At 75.3% G+C, this 23,798-nt stretch carries 4 protein-coding genes; 1 reads left to right on the top strand and 3 read right to left on the bottom strand.

Translation table 11 applies throughout. The features are described from left to right. The 3 genes from AC067J_RS29715 to AC067J_RS29705 form a co-directional block, all read right to left on the bottom strand. Positions 1-20,069, bottom strand: a 20,069-nt coding sequence (locus AC067J_RS29715) for a type I polyketide synthase (protein WP_478304333.1), incomplete at its 3' end; no start/stop codon positions are given. Positions 20,070-20,735: 666 nt separating this feature from the next. Next, positions 20,736-22,304 (bottom strand): PH domain-containing protein, encoded by a 1,569-nt coding sequence (locus AC067J_RS29710; RefSeq protein ID WP_478304331.1) that lies wholly within the window; start codon positions 22,302-22,304, stop codon positions 20,736-20,738. Next, positions 22,301-22,801, bottom strand: coding sequence for a PH domain-containing protein (locus tag AC067J_RS29705; RefSeq protein WP_478304328.1), 501 nt, complete (start codon positions 22,799-22,801; stop codon positions 22,301-22,303). The genes AC067J_RS29710 and AC067J_RS29705 overlap by 4 nt, the downstream gene beginning before the upstream one ends. Positions 22,802-22,963: 162 nt before the next feature. Between AC067J_RS29705 and AC067J_RS29700 the strand changes: the two genes are divergently transcribed. Next, positions 22,964-23,788 carry a carbon-nitrogen hydrolase family protein gene (locus AC067J_RS29700; RefSeq protein WP_478304326.1) on the top strand — a complete coding sequence of 275 codons (825 nt, stop codon included), beginning with the start codon at positions 22,964-22,966 and terminating at the stop codon, positions 23,786-23,788. The last annotated feature ends 10 nt before the right edge of the window (positions 23,789-23,798 follow it).

Raw genomic sequence — 23,798 nt, 5'->3', positions numbered from 1 at the left:
GAGGTCGGCCCGTTGATCACGGCGATGTCGATGTCCGGGAACGCCGCCAGAACGTCGGCCTCGGAAGCGCCGACGGCGAGCATCGCGCCACCGGCAGGCAACGCCTGCATCAACCGGCCACGCGCGGCCACCAGTTGGGCAGCGTCCGCCAGCGACAGCACCCCGGCGACATGCGCCGCCGCGATCTCACCGATCGAGTGCCCCACCAGCACGTCCGGCCGAACACCCCAGTGCGTGAGCAGTGCGTGCAGCGCCACCTCAACCGCGAAGATCGCCGGCTGCGCGAAGCCCGTCCGGTGGATCAACTCCTCGTCCGCCAGCACCTCCGCCAACGGCCGGTCCAGATAAGCGTCCAGGTGCAGCGCCACCTGGTCGAAAACATCCGCGAACACCGGGAAGGCCTCGTACAGACCCCGACCCATCCCGACCCGCTGCGCGCCCTGACCGGTGAACAGGAACGCCACCCGACCCGCACCCGCGGTACCGGTCAGAGCACCCGAACCGGACGCCACCGCGGCGAGCCCGGCTGCCAACTCCCCGCTGTCGCCCGCCAGTACCACCGCACGGTGGGCCAGCACCGGGCGGCGGACGGCTGCCGCCGCCAGGGCCGGCAGGTCGGCGTCCGCCACCTCGGCGAGCCGCTCCGCCTGCGCCCGCAGCGCCGCCTCCGACTGCCCGGCGAGCAGCACCGGCACCAGCGGCAGCGGCACGGTCGGGAGCGGCACCGCGGCGGTCTCCGGCTCCTCGGCCGGCGCCTCCTCCAGGATCACGTGCGCGTTCGTGCCGCTGATCCCGAACGAGGACACGCCCGCCCGGCGCGGCCGGTCACCGGCCTGCCACGGACGCGCCTCCGTCAGCAGCTCCACCGCGCCCGACGCCCAGTCGACGTGCGGGGACGGCTGGTCCGCGTGCAGGGTCGCGGGCAGGGTCCCGTGCTGGAGCGCGAGAACCATCTTGATGATGCCCGCCACACCGGCCGCGGCCTGGGTGTGGCCGATGTTGGACTTGATCGACCCCAGCAACAGGGGCTTCTCGCGGTCCCGGCCGTAGGTCGCCAGCAGCGCCTCCGCCTCGATCGGGTCACCGAGCGTGGTGCCGGTACCGTGCGCCTCCACCGCGTCCACATCGGACGCCGACAGACCGGCCTGCGCCAGCGCCGCCCGGATCACCCGCTGCTGCGACGGACCGTTCGGCGCCGTCAGACCGTTCGACGCACCGTCCTGGTTCACCGCCGTGCCCCGCACCACCGCCAGCACCCGACGACCCGCGGCCCGCGCCGACGACAACCGCTCCACCACGAACACGCCGGCGCCCTCGCCCCAGGCGGTGCCGTCCGCGTCCGCTCCGAACGACTTGCACCGTCCGTCGGCGGCCAGTCCGCGCTGGCGGCTGAAGTCCAGGAACGCGGTGGGAGTCGCCATCACGGTGACGCCGCCGACCAGCGCCATCGAGCACTCGCCCGACCGCAGCGCCTGCGCGGCCAGGTGCAGGGCCACCAGCGACGACGAGCAGGCGGTGTCGACCGTGACCGCCGGGCCCTCCAGCCCGAAGGAGTAGGAGACGCGGCCGGACAGCACGCTCGCCGCGTTGCCGGTGCCGATGTGGCCGGCGGAGTCCGCGACGTCCACGGAGCCGTCGTCCAGCAGCACGATGTAGTCCTGGCCGTTGGTGCCGGCGAACACGCCGACCTGCTCGCCGCGCAGCGACAGCGGATCGACACCGGCCCGCTCGAACGCCTCCCACGAGGTCTCCAGCAGCAGCCGCTGCTGCGGGTCCATCGCCAGCGCCTCACGCGGCGAGATACCGAACAGTGCGGCGTCGAACTCGGAGGCGGCGGAGAGGAAGCCGCCGTCCCGCGTGTACGTGGTGCCGGGGTGGTCCGGGTCCGGGTGGTAGAGGGCCTCCAGGTCCCAGCCGCGGTCGGTGGGGAAGCCGCCCATCGCGTCGGTACCGGCGGCCAGGAGGTCCCACAGGCCCTCCGGGGTGTCGGCCCCGCCCGGGAACCGGCAGGCCAGCCCGACGATGACGACCGGGTCGTCGGTGACCGAGGATGCGGTGCCGGCCGCTGCGGCCGGTGCCGCCGTGGGAAGTGCGCCGACGAGGCGCTGGAGCAGGTACCCGGCCAGCCGCTCGGCGTCCGGGTAGTCGAAGACCAGCGCCGCGGGCAGGGTCTGGCCGGTCGCGACGGCCAGCCGGTTCCGCAGCTCCATCGCGGTCAGCGAGTCGAAGCCGAGTTCCTGGAACGAGCGGTCGGGTGCGACGGCACCGGCCGACTCGTGTCCCAGCACCACCGCGGCCTGGTCGCGCACCTCGGCGAGGAGCGTCCGGTGCGCCTCGGCGGGCGGAAGGTCCGCCAGCCGCACGGCGAGCGGCAGCCGGCCGGTCACGGTCACCTCGCGGCCCAGCGCGCGCACCTCGGGCAGGTCGGCCAGGACCCGTGCCGGACGGAGCACGCCCAGCTCGGCGGCGAACCGCTCCCACTGCACGTCCGCGACGACCACCGTCGGTTCGCCGGCGCCCACCGCGGCGGCCAGGGCGGCCAGCGCGGCGGCGGGGGCCAGCAGTGAGAGGCCGGAGCGGCGGAACTGCGCCGAGTCCGCGTGGCCGGCCATCATGCCGGCGTCGGCCCAGGGGCCCCAGGCGACCGAGGTCGCCGGCAGCCCCCGCGCCGCGCGGTGCTCGGCGAGCGCGTCGAGCGCCGCGTTGGCGGCGGCGTAGTTGGCCTGGCCCGGGTTGCCGAAGACGCCTGCGGTCGAGGAGAACAGCACGAACGCCGACAGCGGTCGGTGCTCCGTCAGTTCGTGCAGCTGCCAGGCCGCGCCGGCCTTGCTCGCCAGCACCGCGTCCAGCCGCGCCGGGTCGAGACCGGCCACGACCCCGTCCGCCAGAACTCCGGCGGCGTGCACGATCGCCAGGTCGGGCTCGTCGTCGAACTCCCGGACCAGCGCCGCGAGCGCGTCGCGGTCGGTCAGGTCGCAGGCGCGCGCCTCGACGTTCCCGAACTCGGCCGTCAGCTCGCGGACGCCGTCCGCCTCGGCCCCTCGCCGTCCGACCAGCACGACGCGCTCGGCGCCGTGCTCCACGGCCCACCGGGCGACCTGTCGGCCGATCCCGCCGGTGCCGCCGGTGACCAGGACGGTCCCGCGCGGCTCCCAGCCACTCCCCGACCGCCGGGGTGCCGGGGCCAGCCGGCGGACCAGCAACCCGGCCGCCCGGAGCGAGACTTCGGTCTCGTCGCCGAGCCGGCCGGCGAGCACGGCGACCAGCCGGGAGGCGGCACGCGCGTCCAGCCGCTCCGGGAGGTCGATCAGCCCGCCCCAGCGATCGGGGTGTTCCAGCCCCACGACCCGGCCGAAGCCCCAGGTCTCCGCCTGGAGCGGACGGACCGCCGGGTCGGCGGAGCCGGTCGCGACGGCGCCGCGGGTGAGCAGCCAGAGCGGCGCCGTGACGGCGGCGTCGCCGAGGGCCTGAACGGCGGTGAGCGCCTCGGTGAGCGGGCCCGCCGCCACGAGCACACCGGCGATCGGCGTGTCCAGCGTCCGCAGCCGGTCGGCCAGTTCGGTCCGCGTGCCGGCCGCGAGCCGCTGCACCGTCGCGCCGTGGGCGGTCAGGGCATCGGCGAGGGCGGCGTTCGCCTCGTTGTCCCCGTTGTCGGCGCCGAGCAGCAGCCAGCATCCGTCGATCCGGGCCGGGCCGGGATCGGCGACCGGCTTCCAGGTGACCCGGTAGCGCCAGCCGTCGACCAGCGACCGCTCCCGGCCGCGTGCGCGCCAGGTCGACAGTGCGGGCAGCACGGTGGCGGCGGCGTCGGCGTCGACGCCCAACTCGGCCGCGAACGCCGGGAGGTCGCCGCGCTCGACGACGTTCCAGAAGCCCGCCTCCGCGGGTTCCGCGGAGCGGACGGTCGGCGCCGCCTCCAGCCAGTACCGCTGGTGCTGGAAGGCGTAGGTCGGCAGCTCGGCCGGACGGACCCCGGTGAAGAACGGGGTCCAGTCGACGGGGACGCCGTGGACGTGCAGGGTGGCGAGGGCGGTGAGCGCGGTGGCCGCCTCGTCGCGGTCCCGGCGCAGCACCGGGGCGGTGACGGCGTCGGAGTGCGGGACGAGGGCGGACAGGACGGCGTCTGGGCCGAGCTCCACGAACGCGCCTTCGCCGTCCAGGAGTTCCAGGGCGTCGGCGAAGCGGACGGGCTTGCGGACCTGCTCGACCCAGTACTCGGGGTCGGTCCACTGGCCGGGCTCCACCGGGCGGCCGGTGACGGTCGAGACGGCGGGGATCGTCGGCTCGGTGAAGTCCAGTCCGCGCACGACGGCGCGGAAGTCCTCCAGCATCGGCTCCATCAGCCGGGAGTGGAAGGCGTGGCTGGTCCGCAGGCGGTTGGTCTTCCAGCCCCGTTCGGTGGCCGCCTCGGCCACCGCGTCGATCTCGGCCTCGGGGCCGGCGACGACGACCGACGTCGGGCCGTTCACGGCGGCGAGATCCACGTCCGGGAACGCCGCCACCACCTCGGCCTCGGACGCCCGGATCGCGAGCATCGCGCCGCCGGCGGGCAGCGCCTGCATCAACCGGCCACGCGCGGCCACCAGTTGGGCCGCGTCCGCCAGGTTCAGCACCCCGGCGACGTGGGCCGCCGCGATCTCACCGATCGAGTGACCGACCAGCACGTCGGCGCGCACACCCCAGTGCGTGAGCAGCGCGTGCAGCGCCACCTCGACCGCGAAGATCGCCGGCTGGGCGTACCCGGTCCGGTGGATCAGCTCCTCGTCCGCCAGCACCTCCGCCAACGGCCGGTCCAGATACGCGTCCAGGTGCAGCGCCACCTGATCGAAAGCATCCGCGAACACCGGGAAGGCCTCGTACAGACCCCGACCCATGCCGGTGCGCTGCGCGCCCTGACCGGTGAACAGGAACGCCACCCGGCCACCACGTGCGGTACCCGTCACACCACCGGTACCGGACACCACCGCGTCCAGCCCGGCGACCAGCGACTCCCGGTCGCCCGCCAGCACCACCGCACGATGGGCCAACGCGGCGCGCCGCGCGGTCGCCGCGGCGAGCGCGTGGAGGTCCTGCACGGCAACGGCTCGCAGCTGCTGCGCCTGGGCGTGCAGTGCCGCCTCGTCGGCGCCGGACAACAGCACCGGCACCAGCGGGAGTTCCACCGCCGGCACGCCGGACGGCTCGACCGCCGGAGGCTCCTCGATGATCACGTGCGCATTCGTGCCGCTCACGCCGAACGCGGACACGCCCGCCCGGCGGGGGCGGTCACCGGCCCGCCACGGACGGGCCTCCGTCAGCAGCTCCACCGCACCCGCCGACCAGTCGACCTCGGGCGACGGCTCGTCCGCGTACAGCGTCGCGGGCAGGGTCTCGTGCCGCATGGCGAGCAGCATCTTGATGATGCCCGCCACACCGGCCGCGGCCTGGGTGTGGCCGATGTTGGACTTCACGGACCCGAGCCACAGCGGATCGCCGTCACGCTCCTGCCCGTACGTCGAGAGCAGGGCCTGCGCCTCGATCGGGTCGCCCAGCGTGGTGCCCGTGCCGTGCGCCTCGACGGCGTCGACCTCGGCCGGGGTCAGCCCTGCCTGGGCCAGCGCGGCGCGGATCACCCGCTGCTGCGACGGGCCGTTGGGCGCCGTCAGACCGTTGGACGCACCGTCCTGGTTGACGGCCGTACCGCGCACCACCGCGAGCACCCGGCGCCCGGCAGCACGCGCCGAGGAGAGCCGCTCCACGAGCAGCATGCCGACACCCTCGGACCAGCCCGTACCGTCCGCACCCGCCCCGAAGGACTTGCAGCGGCCGTCCGGAGCCAGCCCGCGCTGACGCGAGAACTCGACGAAGATGTCGGGGTTCGGCATCACGGTCACACCGCCGACCAGCGCCATCGAGCACTCACCGGCGCGGAGCGCCTGCGCGGCCAGGTGCAGCGCGACCAGCGACGACGAGCAGGCGGTGTCCACGGTGACGGCCGGGCCTTCGAGGCCGAACGAGTACGAGATCCGGCCGGACATCACCGACGAGGCCGTGCCCGTCAGCAGGTGCCCCTCCACACCCTCGGAGGCCTCGACCGGTCCCGAGCCGTAGCCCATGAACGAGGCACCCACGAACACGCCGACCGGCTCGCCCCGCAGACCGAGCGGATCGGCCCCGGCGGTCTCCAGCGCCTCCCACGAGGTCTCCAGCAGCAGTCGCTGCTGCGGGTCCATCGCCAGCGCCTCACGCGGCGAGATCCCGAACAGTCCGGCGTCGAAGTCGCCCGCACCGTAGAGGAATCCGCCCTCACGGGCGTAGAACGTCCCCGCGTGCTCGGGGTCCGGGTGGTACAGGCCCTCCAGGTCCCAGCCGCGGTCCGTCGGGAAGGCCCCGATCCCGTCGGCGCCGGAGGCCACCAGGTCCCAGTACGCCTCCGGGGTGTCCACCCCGCCCGGCAGCCGCAGGCCCATGCCCACGATCACGACCGGGTCATCGCCACCGGCGGGCGCGACGGCCTCCGCGACGGTCGCGTCGGACACGAAGGTGCCCGGTGCGAAGCGTCCGAGGACGAACGCGGTGAGCCGCTCGGCGTCCGGGTAGTCGAACACCAGCGTCGCGGGCAGCACGAGCCCGGTCGCGGTCTGCAAGCGGTTGCGCAGTTCGACTGCTGTCAGCGAGTCGAAGCCCAGCTCCTTGAACGCCCGCGACGGCTCGACCGCCCCGGCCGACGCGTGCCCGAGCGCCGCCGCGACCTCGGCCCGCACCAGGTCCAGCACCGTGCGGTGCCGCTCCGGCGCCGACAGGCCGGCCAGCCGCGCGGCGAGACCGGTCTCCTTCGGGGCGGAACCCGCGACGGCGGGAGCGGCCAGCCGGGTGAACAGCGGGCGCTCGCGGACCGCGGTGAACAGCGGCAGGAACTCCTCCCAGCGGACGTCCGCGACGGTCACGGCGGCCTCGCCCGATCCGACGGCCGACGCCAGCGCGGCGAGCGCACGGTCCGGCGCCATCGGGTTCAGGCCCCGGCGCCGCAGCTGCGAGGCCGTCTCGTCATCGGCGGCCATACCCACCCGGGCCCACGGGCCCCACGCCACCGCCGTACCCGGCAGACCCTGCGCCCGACGCCGCGCGACCAGACCGTCCAGGGCCGCGTTCGCCGCACCGTACGCCGCCTGCTCACCACTGCCCCAGACACCCGAGATCGACGAGAACACCACGAACGCGTCCACGTCGCCGACCAGTTCGTCCAGGTGCAGCGCCCCTTCGACCTTGCCCCGGATCACCCGGTCCAGATGGGCCTCGTCCGCGTCGACCAGCGACACGTCCTCGCCCACACCCGCCGCGTGCACCACCGCGTCGACCCGGCCGACGGCCGCCAGCAGCGCCTCGACCGCCGCACGGTCCGACAGGTCACAGGCGTGGATCTCCGCCGTCGGCAGCTCGGCCAGCAGCTCCGCCGCACCCGGCGCCTCCGCGCCACGACGCGACACCAGGACGAGCCGCTCGGCGCCGTTCACGGCCGCCCAACGGGCCACCTCGACACCCAGGCCACCCGTGCCACCGGCGATCAGCACCGTGCCACGCGGAGTCCACGGCCGGGAGGAACCCGCAGGCGCGTGCACGAGCCGGCGCACCAGCACGCCGCCACCGCGCACCGCGACCTGGTCCTCCGCGCCCAGCGCACCGCCCAGAACGGCGGCGACCCGGCCCGACGCCCGGCGGTCCAACTCCACGGGCAGGTCCAGCAGGCCGCCCCACAGCTCGGGGTGCTCCAAGCCCACCGCACGGCCGAAGCCCCACAGCTGCGCCTGGCCGACGTCCACCGCGCCGTCCGCCGGTCCGGTGGCCACGGCGCCGCGCGTCACCAGCCACAGCGGAGCCCGGCAGCCGGCCTGCACCAGGTCCCGGACCAGCCCGAGCGCGTCGGCCGGGGTGACCGGCGACGCGACGAGGCCCACGACGTCGAGCCCCGCCAGCTGCTCCTGACCGGTCACCGGCAGCACCGTCGCGCCCAGTGCGGTCAGCACCTCGGCGAGGCCGTGCACGTCCTCGCCGACGACCGCCCACACGCCGTCGAGTCGGGCCTCGGGCGACACGGTCGCCGGCTCCCAGTCGACCCGGTAGCGCCAGCCGTCGACCAGCGACCGCTCGCGCCCCTGCGCCCGCCAGGACGCCAATGCGGGGACCAGGCCTTCGAGCGCCGTCGTCTCGACGCCGAGCTGGTCGGCCAGCGTCCGCAGGTCGCCGCGTTCGACGGTGGTCCAGAAGTCGGTGTCGTCCCGGTCCTGCCCGGCACCGCGGCCGGCGGGTATCTCGTCGGGCCAGTACCGCTCCCGCTGGAAGGCGTAGGTCGGCAGCTCGGCCGGACGGACCCCGGCGAAGAACGGGGTCCAGTCGACGGGGACACCGTGAACGTACAGGGTCGCCAACGCCGTGAGGGCGGTGGTGACTTCGTCACGCTCGCGACGCAGCAGGGGCGCCGTGACGGCCTCGGGCTGCTGCACGAGCGCGGCCAGGACGGCGTCCGGGCCCAGCTCCACGAACCTGGTCACATCGCCCAACCCGGCCAGGGCGTCCGCGAATCGGACCGGCCTGCGGACCTGCTCGACCCAGTACTCCGGGTCGGACCACTGGCCCGGCTCCACCGGGCTCGCGGTCACGGTCGACACGGCGGGGACGGCCGGCTCGGCGAAGGACAGTCCGCGCACGACCGTGCGGAACTCCTCCAGCATCGGCTCCATCAGCCGCGAGTGGAACGCGTGGCTGGTCCGCAGGCGGTTGGTCTTCCAGCCCCGTTCGGTGGCCAGCTCGGTCGCCTTGTCGATCTCGGCTTCGAGTCCGGCGACGACGACCGAGGTCGGCCCGTTGACGACGGCGATGTCGATGTCCGGGAACGCCGCCAGAACGTCGGCTTCGGACGCCCCGACGGCGAGCATCGCGCCACCGGCGGGCAGCGCCTGCATCAACCGGCCACGTGCGGCGACCAGTTGGGCCGCGTCCGCCAGCGACAGCACCCCGGCGACGTGGGCGGCCGCGATCTCACCGATCGAGTGACCGACCAGCACGTCCGGCCGGACACCCCAGTGCGACAGCAGCGCGTGCAACGCCACCTCGACCGCGAAGATCGCCGGCTGGGCGTACCCGGTCCGGTGGATCAGCTCCTCGTCCGCCAGCACCTCCGCCAACGGCCGCTCCAGGTAGGCGTCCAGGTGAAGCGCCACCTGATCGAAGGCATCCGCGAACACCGGGAAGGCCTCGTACAGACCCCGACCCATCCCGACCCGCTGCGCGCCCTGACCGGTGAACAGGAACGCCACCCGGCCCGGACCGGCGACACCAGTCACACCACCGGTCCCGGACGCCACCGCGTCCAGCCCGCCGACCAGCGACTCCCGGTCCCCCGCCAGCACCACCGCACGGTGGGCCAGCGCGGCCCGCCGGATCGACGCGGCGCCGACCTCCGCCGGGTCCGTGCCCTCGGTGGTCGTCCTCAGGACACGCTCGGCCTGGGCCCGGAGCGCGTCCGCCGTGTGTCCGGAGACCACGACCGGCACCAGCGGCAGTTGCACCACGGCCGGAGCGGAAGGCTCGACCGCCGGCGGCTCCTCCAGGATGACGTGCGCGTTGGTGCCGCTCATGCCGAACGACGAGACGCCCGCCCGGCGCGGCCGGCCGTCGGCCCGCCACGGACGCGCCTCCGTCAGCAGCTCCACCGCACCCGCGGACCACTCCACGTGCGGGGACGGCTCGTCCGCGTACAGCGTCGCGGGCAGGGTCTCGTGCCGCATCGCGAGCAGCATCTTGATGATGCCCGCCACACCGGCCGCGGCCTGCGTGTGACCGATGTTGGACTTCACCGACCCGAGCCACAGCGGCTCGCCGTCACGGCCCTGGCCGTAGGTGGCCAGCAGCGCCTGCGCCTCGATCGGGTCACCCAGCGTGGTGCCGGTGCCGTGCGCCTCCACCGCGTCCACCTCGGACGCCGACAGGCCGGCCTGCGCCAGCGCCGCCCGGATCACCCGCTGCTGCGACGGACCGTTCGGCGCCGTCAGACCGTTCGACGCACCGTCCTGGTTCACCGCCGTACCGCGAACCACCGCGAGCACCCGGCGCCCGGCAGCCCGCGCCGACGACAGCCGCTCCACGAGCAGCATGCCGACACCCTCGCCCCAGCCCGTACCGTCCGCACCCGCCCCGAACGGCTTGCACCGCCCGTCGGGAGCGAGTCCGCGCTGACGCGAGAACTGGACGAAGGTCTCCGGTCCCGACATCACGGCGACACCACCGGCCAGCGCCATCGAGCACTCGCCCGACCGCAGCGCCTGCACCGCGAGGTGCAGCGCCACCAGCGACGACGAGCACGCCGTGTCGATGGTCACCGCCGGGCCTTCGAGCCCGAACGTGTAGGAGAGCCGCCCGGAGACGACGCTGCCCGCCGTTCCGGTCAGCAGGTGCCCTTCCAGCTCCTCGGGCAGCCCCGCCGCCAGGTCGGCGTAGTCGATGCTGTTGGCGCCGGCGAACACGCCGACCTGCTCCCCGCGCAGCGACAGCGGGTCGATCCCAGCCCGCTCGAACGCCTCCCACGAGGTCTCCAGCAGCAGCCGCTGCTGCGGGTCCATCGCCAGCGCCTCACGCGGCGAGATCCCGAACAGCCCGGCGTCGAACTCCGCCGCGTCGTACAGGAATCCGCCCTCGCGGGTGTACGTCGTACCCGCGTGGTCCGGATCCGGGTGGTACAGGCCCTCCAGGTCCCAGCCGCGGTCGGTCGGGAAGGCCCCGATGCCGTCCCGGCCGGAAGCCACCAGGTCCCAGAACGCCTCCGGGGTGTCCACCCCGCCCGGCAGCCGCAGGCCCATCCCGACGATGACGACCGGATCGTCGGCGCCGCCGGCGGCCGCGCCCACCGGCGCCAGCACGGCGTCCACCGACCCGCTCAACTCGCCCAGGAGGTGGGCGGCCAGCCGCTCGACGCTCGGGTAGTCGAACACCAGCGTCGCCGGAAGGACCAGCCCGGTCGCGGCCTGCAGCCGGTTCCGCAGCTCCACCGCCGTCAGCGAGTCGAAGCCCAGTTCCTTGAACGCCCGCCCCGGCTCCAGGCCTTCGGCCGACGCGTGGCCCAGCACGGCGGCGACGTGCGTACGCACCACGTCCCCGACCAGTCGTTCCCGCTCCCCGGCGGCGAGACCCGCCAACCGCTGGGCGAGCGTGGAGAACACCGTCCCGCCGGCGGCCGGTGCGGCCTGCGCCTCGGGCAGGGTGTCGAACAGCGGACGCGCGCGCGCCGCCGCGAACACCGGCACGAACGCGTCCCAGCGGACGTCGGCGACCGTCAGCGCACCCTCGTCGCCGCCCACCGCGGCGGCCAGCGCGGCCACGGCCCGCTGCGGGTCGAGCGGCACCAGACCGCGGCGGCGGAGCTGGGTCGCGACCTCGCCGTCCGCAGCCATGCCCACCTCGGCCCACGGCCCCCAGGCCACCGCGGTACCCGGGAGACCGTGCGCACGGCGCCGGGCGATCAGACCGTCCAGAGCCGCGTTGGCGGCCCCGTACGCCGCCTGCTCGCCACTGCCCCAGACACCCGAGATCGACGAGAACACGACGAACGCGTCGACGTCGCCGACCAGTTCGTCCAGGTACAGGGCGCCGTCGACCTTGCCGGACAGCACGGTCCGGAAGTGCGCCTCGTCGGCCTCGCGCAGCGGCACGTCGGCCGCGACGCCCGCCGCGTGCACCACCGCGTCGACACCGCCGACGGCCGCCAGCAACTCCGCCACCGCCGCGCGGTCCGCCAGGTCACAGGCGTGGATCTCCGCGATCGGCAGCTCGGCCAGCAGCTCCGCCGCACCCGGCGCCTCCGCGCCACGACGCGACACCAGCACCAGCCGCTCCGCGCCGTTCGCCGCCGCCCAACGGGCCACCTCCACGCCCAGACCACCCGTACCACCGGTGATCAGCACCGTGCCACGCGGAGTCCAGGCCGACCCGGTGGTAGCCGGAGCGTGCTCCAGCCTCCGGACGACCACGCCGCCGCCGCGGACCGCGATCTGGTCCTCCGCGCCCAGCGCGCCGGACAGGACCGCGCCGATCCGGGCCGCCGCACGGGAGTCGACCGTCTCGGGCAGGTCCAGCAGGCCGCCCCAGAACTCGGGGTGCTCCAGACCGACAACCCGGCCGAAGCCCCACAGCGCGGCCTGGTCGACGTCGACCGGGCGGTCCGCCCGGCCTGTCGCCACCGCGCCCCGCGTCACCAGCCACAGCGGAGAGGTGATCCGACTGTCCGTCAGGGCCTGTACCAGCGACAGTGCTTCGACGATCGAAGGCGTCGTCGCCACGATGCCGGAGACGTCGAGCCCTTCGAGGCGGGCGGCCAGCTCGTCCCGGGTCCCTACGGGCACCCGGACCACCGACGCGCCGAGTCCGGCCAGCGCCTCGCCGAGGCCGTGAACGTCCTCGCCGACCAGTACCCACCGGCCGGTCAGCCCGGCAGTCGGCAGGTCGGCGGGCTTCCAGGTGACCCGGTAGCGCCAGCCGTCGACCAGCGACCGCTCCTGACCGCGCGCCCGCCACGACGCGAGCGCGGGCAGCACGTTCTCCAACGACTCTGCGGGGACACCGAGTTGCTCGGACAGGCCGGACAGGTCGCCCTGCTCCACGGTGGCCCAGAACCCGGACTCGACGGGGTCGGCCGCGACCGCCTTGGCAGGACGGCTCTCCAGCCAGTAGTGCTGGTGCTGGAAGGCGTAGGTCGGCAGCTCGGCCGGACGGACCCCGGTGAAGAACGGGGTCCAGTCGACCGTGACGCCGTGGACGTGCAGGGTCGCCAACGCCGTGAGGGCGGTGGTGACTTCGTCGCGCTCACGGCGCAGCAGCGGCGCGGTGACGGCCTCGGGCTGCCGCACGAGCGCGGACAGCACGGCGTCCGGGCCGAGTTCGACATGGGCGGCGACGCCGTCGAGGGCCGCCAGGGCGTCGGCGAAGCGGACCGGCTTGCGGACCTGCTCCACCCAGTACTCCGGGTCCGTCCACTGGCCCGGCTCCACCGGGCTCGCGGTCACGGTCGAAACCGCCGGAACCACCGGCTCGACGAAGGACAGTCCGCGCACGACGGCGCGGAAGTCCTCCAGCATCGGCTCCATCAGCCGCGAGTGGAACGCGTGGCTGGTCCGCAGGCGCGAGGTCTTCCAACCGCGCTCGGCCGCCGCCTCCGCCACCGCGTCGATCTCGGCTTCGAGCCCCGCGACCACCACGGACGCCGGGCCGTTCACCACCGCGACATCCACGTCCGGGAACGCCGCCGCCACCTCGGCCTCGGACGCCCCGACGGCGAGCATCGCCCCACCGGCAGGCAGCGCCTGCATCAACCGGCCACGCGCGGCCACCAGTTGGGCAGCATCCGCCAGCGACAGCACCCCGGCGACGTGGGCGGCCGCGATCTCACCGATCGAGTGACCGACCAGGACATCGGGGCGCACACCCCAGTGCGACAGCAGCGCGTGCAGCGCCACCTCGACCGCGAAGATCGCCGGCTGTGCGTACCCGGTCCGGTGGATCAGCTCCTCGTCCGCCAGCACCTCCGCCAACGGCCGCTCCAGATAAGCGTCAAGGTGCAGGGCGACCTGGTCGAAGGCATCCGCGAACACGGGGTAGGCCTCGTACAGACCCCGACCCATCCCGACCCGCTGCGCGCCCTGACCGGTGAACAGGAACGCCACCCGGCCCGCACGTGCGGTACCCGTCACACCACCGGTCCCGGACGCCACCGCGTCCAGCCCGCCGACCAGCGCCTCCCGGTCCCCCGCCAGCACCACCGCACGGTGGGCCAGTGCTCCACGAACGACCGATGCGAGCCCGATCCCGGGCAGGTCGGCGTCCGCCGCCGTCCGCAGCCGCACCGCCTGCGCCCGCAGGGCGTCCGGGGTCTGGCCGGACAACAGCACCGGCACCAGCGGGAGTTCCGCCACGGCCGGGACGGTCGGCTCCGCCGCCGGCGGCTCCTCCACGATCACGTGCGCGTTGGTGCCCGAGACACCGAACGCCGACACACCCGCCCGGCGCGGCCGCTCTCCGGCCAGCCACGGACGGGCCTCCGTCAGCAGCTCGACCGCACCCGCCGACCACTCCACGTGCGGGGACGCCTCGTCGGCGTTCAGCGTCGCGGGCAGCACGCCGTGCCGCATCGCCAGCACCATCTTGATGATGCCGGCGACGCCCGCCGCCGCCTGGGTGTGACCGATGTTGGACTTCACCGACCCGAGCCACAGCGGCTCGCCGTCACGGCCCTGCCCGTACGTGGCCAGCAGCGCCTGCGCCTCGATCGGGTCACCCAGCGCCGTACCGGTGCCGTGCGCCTCCACCGCGTCCACCTCGGACGCCGACAGACCGGCCTGCGCCAGCGCCGCCCGGATCACCCGCTGCTGCGACGGACCGTTCGGCGCCGTCAGACCGTTCGACGCACCGTCCTGGTTGACGGCCGTGCCCCGCACCACCGCCAGCACCCGACGGCCCGCGGCACGCGCCGAGGACAGCCGCTCGACGAGCAGCATGCCGACGCCCTCGCCCCAGGCGGTGCCGTCCGCACCGGCGCCGAACGGCTTGCACCGCCCGTCGGGGGCGAGCCCGCGCTGGCGGCTGAAGTCGATGAACGCGTCCGGGGTGGACATGACGGTGACGCCGCCGGCCAGCGCCATCGAGCACTCGCCCGACCGCAGCGCCTGCACCGCGAGGTGCAGCGCCACCAGCGACGACGAACAGGCCGTGTCCACCGTCACCGCCGGGCCCTCCAGCCCGAACGTGTAGGAGAGCCGCCCGGAGACGACGCTGCCCGCCGTTCCGGTGCCGAGGTACCCCTCCAGGTCGGTGGGGACGTCGTGCCGCTGGCTGGCGTAGTCCTGGCCGTTGGAGCCGGCGAACACGCCGATCTGGGCGCCGCGCAGCGCGAGCGGGTCGAACCCGCCGCTCTCCAGCGCCTCCCACGAGGTCTCCAGCAGCAGCCGCTGCTGCGGGTCCATCGCCAGCGCCTCACGCGGCGAGATCCCGAACAGCCCGGCGTCGAACTCGCCCGCGCCGTAGAGGAATCCGCCCTCGCGGGCATAGGACGTGCCCGCGTGGTCCGGATCCGGGTGGTACAGGCCCTCCAGGTCCCAGCCGCGGTCCGTCGGGAAGCCGCCCATCGCCTCGGCGCCGGAGGCGACCAGGTCCCAGAACGCCTGCGGGGTGTCCGCGCCGCCGGGGAAGCGGCAGGCCATGCCGACGATGACGATCGGATCGTCGTCGGCGGCCGCGGCCGTCCGCGGCACGGTGACGGCGTCGACGGCGCCGCCGAGTCCGTCGAGGAGGTGGGCGGCCAGGCGCTCGACGCTGGGGTGGTCGAACACCAGGGTCGCCGGCAGCGCCAGCCCGGTCGCGGCCTGCAGCCGGTTCCGCAGCTCGACCGCCGTCAGCGAGTCGAAGCCCAGTTCCTTGAACGCCCGGTCGAGTGCGACCGCCTCGCCGGAGGCGTGGCCCAGGACCACGGCCACGTGGGTGCGCACGAGGTCCGAGACGAACCGCTCCCGCTCCCCGGCGGGGAGGCCCGCGAGACGCTGGCCCAGCGTGGAGAACACCGTGCCGCCGACGGCGGGCGCCGCCACCTCGGGCAGGGCGTCGAACAGCGGGCGCGGGCGGGCCGAGGCGAACAGCGGGACGAAGTCCGCCCAGCGGACGTCGGCGACGGTGACCACACCGTCCCCTCCCCCGACCTCCCCGCCGACCGCGCCGGCCAGGGCGGTGATCGCCTGGGCGGGCGCCATCGGCAGGAGGCCCTGTCGGCGCAGCAGCTCGGTCTCGCCCTGGTCGGCGGCCATGCCGATCCGCGCCCACGGGCCCCAGGCGATCGCGGTGCCCGGCAGCCCGTGCGCGCGGCGCCGGGCCACGAGGGCGTCCAGGGCCGCGTTGGCGGCCCCGTACGCGGCCTGGCCGCGGCTGCCCCAGACGCCGGAGATGGACGAGAAGACCACGAACGCGTCGACGTCGCCGACCAGTTCGTCCAGGTGCCGGGCGCCGTCGACCTTGCCGGACAGCACGCGGCGCAGGTGTGCGTCGTCGGCTTCGGCGAGGGCCGCGTCCTCGCCGACGCCGGCGGCGTGCACGACGGCGTCGATCCGGCCGACCGCGGTCAGCAGCGCCTCGACCGCCGCACGGTCCGCCAGGTCGCAGGCGTGGACCTCGGCGTTGGGCAGGCCGGCCAGCAGTTCCGCCGTCCCGGGCGCGTCCGCGCCGCGCCGCGACACCAGGACCAGCCGGTCGGCCCCGTCGGCGGCCCAGCGGGCTACCTCGGCGCCCAGGCCGCCCGTCCCGCCGGTGATGAGGACCGTTCCGCGCGGCCGCCAGGCGGCGGCCGCGCCGGCCGGCGCGTGTTCCAGCCGGCGGACCAGCACGCCGCCGCCGCGGACCGCGATCTGGTCCTCGGCGCCCAGCGCGCCGGAGAGGACCGCGCCGATCCGGGCCGCCGCACGGGCGTCGACCGTCTCGGGCAGGTCCAGCAGGCCGCCCCAGAACTCGGGGTGCTCCAGACCGACCACCCGGCCGAAGCCCCACAGCGCGGCCTGGTCGACGTCGACCGGGCGGTCCGCCCGGCCGGTCGCCACCGCGCCCCGCGTCACCAGCCACAGCGGGGTCTCGCTGCGGGCCGCCGTCAGGGCCTGGACCAGGGACAGCGCTTCGTGCACGGTGGACGGGGAGGCCAGCACACCGGCCAGGTCCAGGTCCGCGGTCGCGGCCGCGTCGGCCAGCGGTACGACCGTCGCGCCCAGCCCGGACAGCAGGTCGCCGAGGCCGTGGACGTCCTCGCCCAGCAGCGCCCACGTGCCGCCGAGTCCGGCGGCCGTCGCGGTGGCCGTCGCGGTGGCCGCGCCCTCGTGGGCCGCCGGCTGCCACGTGATCCGGTACCGCCACCCGTCGACCAGCGAGCGTTCGCGGTTCCGGGTGCGCCAGGAAGCCAGGGCCGGCAGCACGTCGGCCACGGCCGCGGTGTCGACCCCGAGCTCCTCGGCGAGCGCGGGGAGGTCGGCGCGGTCGACCGCGGCCCAGAACGCGGCGTCCCCCGGGTCCCCGGGGTGGCCCGCGCCGGGGCGCGCCGGGGCGCTCTCCAGCCAGAAGCGCTCCCGCTGGAACGCGTAGGTCGGCAGGTCCACCACCCGGGCGTGGGGGTACAGGGCGGGCCAGTCCACCGCCGCCCCGTGGACGTGCAGCGCGGCCAGTGCCGCGGCCGCGGTGGCGGCCTCGTCCCGGTCGCGCCGCAGCAGCGGCACGCAGACCGCCTCGGGGGCGGCCTGCTGGGCCGCCGCGGTGAGGACGGCGTCCGGCCCCAGCTCCACGTACGCGCCGACGCCGTCCAGGGCGGCCAGCGCGTCGGCGAACCGGACCGGCCTGCGGACCTGGTCGACCCAGTACTCCGGGTCGGACCACTGGCCCGCCTCGACCGGGCGGCCGGTCACCGTGGAGACGACCGGGAGCTTCGGCTCGTGGAAGGTCAGGAAGCGCAGGACGCGGCGGAACTCGTCCAGCATCGGCTCCATCAGCCGCGAGTGGAACGCATGGCTCGTCCGCAGACGCGAGGTCTTCCAGCCCCGCTCGGCGGCCACGGCCGCGGCCGCGTCGATGTCGCCCGCGGGACCCGAGAGGACGACGGCGTCCGGCCCGTTGACCGCCGCGATGTCGATCTCCGGGAACGCCTCGCGCAGCTCGGACTCGGTGGCGCGGACGGCGAGCATCGCGCCGCCGTCCGGCAGCTCCTGCATCAGCCGGCCGCGCGCGCCGACGAGGGCCGCCGCGTCGGCGATCGAGAGCACCCCGGCGGCGTGGGCGGCGGCGATCTCGCCGATCGAGTGTCCGACCAGGACGTCCGGGGTGACGCCCCAGTGCCGGAGCAGCGCGAGCAGGGCCACCTCGACCGCGAAGATCGCCGGCTGCGCGTACTCGGTCCGGCCGAGCAGTTCCTCGTCGGTGAGCGCGTCGGCGAGCGGGCGGTCGAGCTGGATGTCCAGGTACCAGGCGGCCTCGTCGAAGGCCGCGGCGAACACCGGCTGGGTGGCGTACAGTTCGCGGCCCATCCCGGTCCGCTGCGAGCCCTGGCCGGTGAACAGGAAGGCGGTCCGGCCGCGGCCCACGGCCCCGGTGACGACCCGGGCGGACGGCTCGGCGGCGGCGAGCGCGGCGAGGCCCTGCGCCACCTGCCCGCGGTCGGCGCCGAGCACGACGGCGCGGTGGGCGAAGTGGGTGCGGGCGGTGGCCAGCGAGAGGCCCAGGTCGGCGAGGCCGGCGTCCGGCCCGTCCAGCCGGGCGAGCAGCCGCGCCGCCTGCCCGGCGAGCGCCTCCGGCGTGCGGCCGGAGAGCGGCAGCGCGAACACGCCGGCCGCCGGGGCGTCCTGCTCCGGGGCCGCCGCGGCGGGCTCCGGCTGCTCCGCCGGCGGTGCTTCGAGGATGAGGTGGGCGTTGGTGCCGCTCATGCCGAACGAGGAGACCGCGGCCCGCCGCGGCCGGTCGGTGGCGGGCCACGCCTGCGCCTCGGTGAGCAGCCGGACGTCACCGGCCTGCCAGTCGACGTGCGGCGTCGGCTCGTCCACGTGCAGGGTCTTCGGCAGCAGTTCGTGCCGGAGGGCCTGGACCATCTTGATGACGCCGCCGACGCCGGCCGCGGCCTGGGCGTGCCCGATGTTGGACTTCAGCGAGCCGAGCCAGAGCGGGGCGCCGTCGCGGTCCTGCCCGTAGGTGGCCAGCAGGGCCTGCGCCTCGATGGGGTCGCCGAGGGTGGTGCCGGTGCCGTGCGCCTCGACGGCGTCGACGTCCGCCGCCTCCAGCCGCGCGTTGGCGAGGGCCTGGCGGATCACCCGCTGCTGGGAGGGGCCGTTCGGCGCGGTCAGGCCGTTGGACGCGCCGTCCTGGTTGACGGCCGAGCCGCGGATCACGGCGAGGACCCGGCGGCCGGCGGCCCGCGCGGAGGAGAGCCGCTCGACGAGCAGCATGCCGACGCCCTCGGCCCAGGCGGTGCCGTCGGCGGCGGCGGCGAACGGCTTGCACCGGCCGTCGACGGCCAGGCCGCGCTGGCGGGAGAACGCCACGAACGACGCCGGGCTGGCCATCACGGCGACACCGCCGGCCAGCGCCATCGTGCACTCGCCCTGGCGCAGCGCCTGCGCGGCCAGGTGGAGGGCGACCAGCGAGGAGGAGCAGGCCGTGTCGACGGTGAGCGCCGGGCCCTGGAGGCCGAGCGCGTACGAGACGCGGCCGGACGCGACGCTGGCCGCGTTGCCGGTGACGAGGTAGCCCTCCAGCGCGTCGGTGGCGTCCTGGAGGCGCGGCCCGTACTCCTGGGCCTCCGCGCCGACGAACACGCCGACGCGCTGCTCGCGGAGCGTCTCGGGCTGGATTCCGGCGCCCTCCAGCGCCTCCCAGGAGGTTTCCAGGACCAGCCGCTGCTGGGCGTCCATGGCGAGGGCTTCGCGCGGGTTGATGCCGAAGAAGTCGGCGTCGAACTCCGCCGCCTCGTAGAGGAAGCCGCCCTGGCGGGTGTAGCTGGTGCCCGGCTCGTCGGGGTCGGCGGAGTACAGCGCGTCGACGTCCCAGCCGCGGTCGGTCGGGAACTCGCCGATCGCGTCCGCCCCGGACTCCACGAGCTGCCAGAGGTCCTCGGCGGAACCGACCCCACCGGGGAAGCGGCAGGCCATGCCGACGATCGCGATCGGCTCGTCGGCGTGCCCGGCGGCGGTGTCGGCGACGGCCCGCTCCGGGGCGAGGCCGAGCAGCTCGGCGTAGAGGTGGCGGGCCAGTGCGGCGGGCGTCGGGTAGTCGAACGCCAGCGTCACGGGGAGCGCCAGGCCGGTCGCTGCGGTCAGCCGGCTGTGCAGCTCGACAGCGGTGAGCGAGTCGAACCCGGTCTCGAAGAAGGTGCCGTGGGCCGCGACCGGCTCGTCGGCCGGGCGGCGCAGCGCGGCGGCGGCGAGGTCGGTCACCAGCGCGGTGACTACCTGCTGTGCCTCGGCCGCCGGCAGGCCGGCCAGGTGCGACCGCAGCTCCGGCCCCGCCCCGGTCCCCGTTCCCTCATTGCCGTTCGGCACGGATGCTCCGAAGTCCCCGGACGAACTCATCATCAAGCGCTCACATTCGGCGAGAAGAACCGTGGATAGCCCACACCGTTCGGCGAGGCTAACCAGCCGGTTCCCGGGCCACAGCTCCTACCGCACCCCTAGGGGTCCGCCGGGCCGAGCAGGGGCGGGGGCTGTGGCCGTCGGCGACCGACGGCGGCCGACGGGGACGCGACGTGGCGCCCGCTCGGCCGAAGGCCGGGGCGCGTCGTCGGGCAGGCGGGGGCGTGACGGCGTGTCCCGGGGTGTCCGCCCGCCGTCAGGGGTGCGGGCCGGGGCGGGGGGCCGCCGGCCCGGACCGGTGCCTCGGGCTCTTCGTGCGGCGCGCCGCCGTGGGCGTCACCGGACGGGTGGGGCGCGGCCGCCGGTGCCGGTTCCCGCTGAAGGGGTGGCAGGAGGGTTCGGACGGCGTCCGGTCCGCGGCCGGCGCCGTCGTGGGCGGCGGCAGGACGGGCGGGCCGCACCGTCCAGGTCATCGTTTCAGCACACAGAATTCACCTGTTCGGGTGAACGTCGAACCGGACGTGCCGCAGACGTGCCACAACCGTGCCACCGCCGCCCCGGAGCGCGGCACCGTCTCGGCCATCGCGTACGAACAGCCGCGCGGGACGGGTGCCGCGTCCGGAGGGCGCGGAAAGGCTACCGGGCCGCGCCTTCGTCGCCGGAGACCGGGACGGCCGTGCCTTCGGCGGGGCCCGGTCGCCAGGCGCGGTCGGCGATTCCGTCCGGCGCCGGTTCGAGGAATTCGTCGAGCATTCCGGGGGTCGCCGCGCGGGCGAGCGCGAGGCCGTCGGCGAGGGCCACGTCGCGGATCGTGTAACCGCCCCGGCCCGCGGCGACCACGGCAACGAGGGTGGCCAGGCCGGCCCGGCGCTGGGCGGGCGACTGCTTGACGCTCCAGCCGAGGATCCCCGACCGGTCGAGCAGGACGGTGCGGCGGGCGAAGGTGCCGTAACGGGTGACCAGGTACCGGCCGTGCAGGCCGCTGCCGAGGCTGCGGTAGGCGTCGACCGCCGCGGCGAGCGCCAGCGGCAGCAGGACGGCTCCCGAGATCCAGGCGATCCGGAGCAGCACGTCGGTCAGGAGCACGCCGAGGACGACCAGGGGCGTCTCGACCAGGACGACCGCCGCGAGGGCCCAGGTGATCCGGCGGCGCAGCGCCGCCCTGGGGGCGCCGGCCAGCCGCAGGCCGCTCAGGAAGCCGGGCTCCTCGCCGAGGACGGCGGCGGCGACCCGCTCCGTCTCGGCGCGCGAGGTCGGCGGCAGCAGGGCGCTCTTGGTGGACGTCGACCGGTCGTCGGCGGTGCCGAGTCCGGTGGCGATCGCGTTGAGCCGGGCGCCGCGGGCGAGGCGCAGCGCTTGCGGTTCGGCGATCTGGATGCCGCGCAGCCGGCGTCGTTCCAGCCAGATCGAGCGGGTGCTGAACATGCCGCGGCGCAGTCGGAGCGAGCCGGCTTCGGCCTCCTCCAGCCGGTAGTCCCACCAGGTCTCGACGAAGGTCGCCACGGAGGTGAGGGCGCCGAGCAGGATGACGACGAGGACCGGCAGGGTGATCGCGGCCCAGAGCGGGAGGCCGGTCAGGCCGTTCCAGGCGGCGCGGAGGAAGCCGACGTCGGCGGGGTTGATCCGCAGCGAGTCGAGCAGCCGGGCGAAGGCGCCGGCGGCGCCGCCGACCCAGGCGATGCCCCAGACGGTGAGCGGCGCGTACCGGAGCCAGCCGGGGCGCAGGACGGCGAGGGCGGTGTCGCCGGCCGTCGCGTCGGGTGCCAGCCGGCGGCGCAGCTGCTCGGCGGAGTCCCGGGAGACGCCGTCGAGGGCGAGTTCCCGGCTTTCGGCGGCGACGTGGGTGCCGGAGCTGATCCGGACGGTGCGCAGTCCGAGGAGGCGGTGGAGCGGGCTGGCGGTGGTGTCGACGCTGCGGATCCGGTCGCGGGGCACCGCGCGGTGCCGGCGGAAGAGCAGGCCGCTGCGCAGTTCGACCTTGTCGTCGGTGATCCGGTACCTGGTGGTCAGCAGGCGGACGCCGAACAGCACCGCGATGATCACGCAGGTCAGGGCGATGGAGCCGAGGGTGATGAGGGCGGCGAGGTCGAGGGTGCCGCCGGTGATCAGCAGGGTCAGCAGGGTGGAGCAGACCGGCGGGACCAGCCAGGTGAGGCTGGTCGCCGGCATCCGCGGGTCGAGGCGCTGCCAGGGTGCCGCGGTCACTGGCCGTCCCCGGGCAGGGCCTGGGCCCGGACGGCCAGGGTCTCGGCCAGGTCGGCGGCGACCTGCCGGTCCAGGCCCTGGATCCGGACCGGTCCGGCCGCGGACGCGGTGGTGACCACGAGGCCGCTCAGTCCGAAGAGCCGCTGGATCGGGCCGCTGGCGGTGTCGACGGTCTGGATCCGGGCGAGCGGGGCGATGCGGGCCCGCTGCCAGAACCAGCCCGACACCGCGTAGACGGCGTCGTCGGTCGCCTCCCAGCGGTGGACGCGGTACCGCCAGGCCGGCACGACCAGGAGGTAGGCGAGCGCGAGCGCGGCGACGAGGGCGAGGCTGAGCCCGAGCCAGGTGCGGGCGGGCGGGATGAGCGCGGTCAGCAGCGCCAGCACCAGGACGGGGGGCAGGGCGATGACGGCGGCCTGGGCGCTCCACCAGCCGAGGGCACGGCGTTCGAGTCGGTGCCGGGGAGGCCGGAGGCGCGGTACTTCACGACTGGACACGTCGTCACTCTAAAGGCCCATCCAATTCGCGGACAACACCAGTCGGGGCGTACCGGGAGCAGCCGGGCTATCCCGGTCGAATAGGGGTTGTCCGCCCCGGTGGGCGCCGATATCAGTTCTCCGTCACCTCACCACGCCCTCGGATTTCGGGACGAACGAACGATGACTTCTTCGGAAACAGCGAAGTCGGTGCGCGTCGCGTGCTGGCAACCCGCGTGGGCCGGCGGCGAGTCGGGCCGCGACGACTTCCTCGACCGGCTGGGCGGGATCGCCGCCAGGGCGGCGGAGGGCGGTGCGGAGCTGCTGGTCACACCCGAGTTGTCGGCGACCGGCTACCAGTTGGGCCTGGCCCGCACGGTCGAGCTGGCGGAGCCCGCCGACGGGGTGCTGGCCGACGGCGTGCGCGCGATCGCCGAGCGGAACGGCCTGGCGATCGTCTACGGATGGCCGGAACTGGACGGCGGGAGCGTCTACAACAGCGTCCAACTCGTCGGCTCCGACGGCGCGGTGGCGGCCCGCTACCGCAAGACGCACCTCTACGGCGACTTCGACCGCTCGGTGTTCGCGCCCGGCGACCGGCTGGTGGTCCAGGCACGGCTGGGTTCGCTGACGGTGGGTCTGCTGGTCTGCTACGACGTCGAGTTCCCCGAGACCGTGCGGGCGCACATGCTGGCCGGCACCGAGCTGCTGGTCGTGCCGACGGCGCTGGTCCGCCCCTGGGAGTTCGTCCCCAGGACGCTGGTGCCGGCCCGGGCGTTCGAGAGCCAGCTCTTCGTCGCGTACGTCAACTGGTACGGCCCCGGGGCGAACAACTACTGCGGCCTCAGCCGGGTGGTCGGTCCGGACGGCGTGGTCCGCGCCGAGAGCACCGAGCAGGCCGAGGCGCTGTTCTTCGCCGACGTGGACCTCGACGCGATCGGTGCCAGCCGCCGGGCCACGCCCTACCTGCTGAACCGCCGGCCCGAGCTGTACGGTGCGGCGCGGTGACCGCGCTCGC

This window comes from Kitasatospora sp. NPDC042419 (assembly GCF_056437345.1).
Note: the sequence above shows the minus strand (reverse complement) of the source record. Positions and strands in the feature narration are given on the sequence as shown.